Origin of the sequence: Parabacteroides sp. AM58-2XD, from assembly GCF_003463685.1 — a bacterium.
Lineage (GTDB): Bacteria > Bacteroidota > Bacteroidia > Bacteroidales > Tannerellaceae > Parabacteroides > Parabacteroides segnis.
The window spans coordinates 1-897 of the sequence record NZ_QSDP01000247.1 but is presented as its reverse complement, the minus strand read 5'-3'; the positions used below and the strand labels follow the sequence as shown (position 1 = coordinate 897).

The 897-nt window shown below is 37.3% G+C and carries 1 protein-coding gene; it reads left to right on the top strand.

The features are described 5' to 3' along the window. A partial coding sequence (locus DXA15_RS25095) for an IS4 family transposase (RefSeq protein ID WP_128135851.1) occupies positions 1-861 on the top strand: 861 nt, incomplete at its 5' end. Positions 862-897: the final 36 nt, after the last annotated feature.

The window sequence follows — 897 nt, the reverse complement described above, 5'->3', positions numbered from 1 at the left end:
TTCTATATGATGAAGGAAGCATGTGAAAAACGATCGACTCACATCTTGGATATTCCAGGAAGGAAGTATGCGTTTGATTCCACTACGATTCCTTTATGTTTGGCTACATTCCCTTGGGCGAAGTTCCGTAAGAAAAAAGGTGGAGTTAAGGCTCATGTCCTTTATGACATAGAAGCACAACTTCCAGCCTTTTATACAGTAACTACAGCATCCAGGCATGATTCAACAGAAATGTCCGCAATTAATTATGAGCCAAATGCTTATTATATATTTGACAGAGCGTATGACTCGTTTAAAGAACTTTATCGGATTCATCTTACAGGTTCTTTCTTTGTAGTCAGAGCGAAGTCTAATCTGAAATGCAAGTTCTGTAAATGGAAGCGTAGAATGCCGAAGAATATCCTTTCAGATGCGGAAGTGAAACTGATAGGGTACACTTCTGAAAAGAAGTATCCTGAATCATTCAGAGTCATCCGTTTCTATGATGAAGAGGATGATCGTGAATTCACATTCCTGACGAATGCCAAACACATATCTGCACTTGATGTTGCCAATCTTTATAAGAAAAGATGGTTCGTGGAACTTTTCTTCAAATGGCTGAAACAACACCTTAAGATAAAAAGGTTATGGGGTACTACCGAGAATGCGGTTCGAATACAGATTAGTGTTGCTATCATCACCTATTGTTTAGTAGCTATTGTACAATATGATATGCAACTGAATCGTTCAACTTATGAGGTCTTGCAGATTCTTAGCATCTCATTAACAGATAAAACGCATTTACAAGAGCTGTTTAATAAGACTAATTTCAATGATGTCAAAGAACAATTTAATCCCCTTATTCCGGGATTATTTGATTAATTAATAACTCGTCCCGATTTTAACGGGACACTAGTG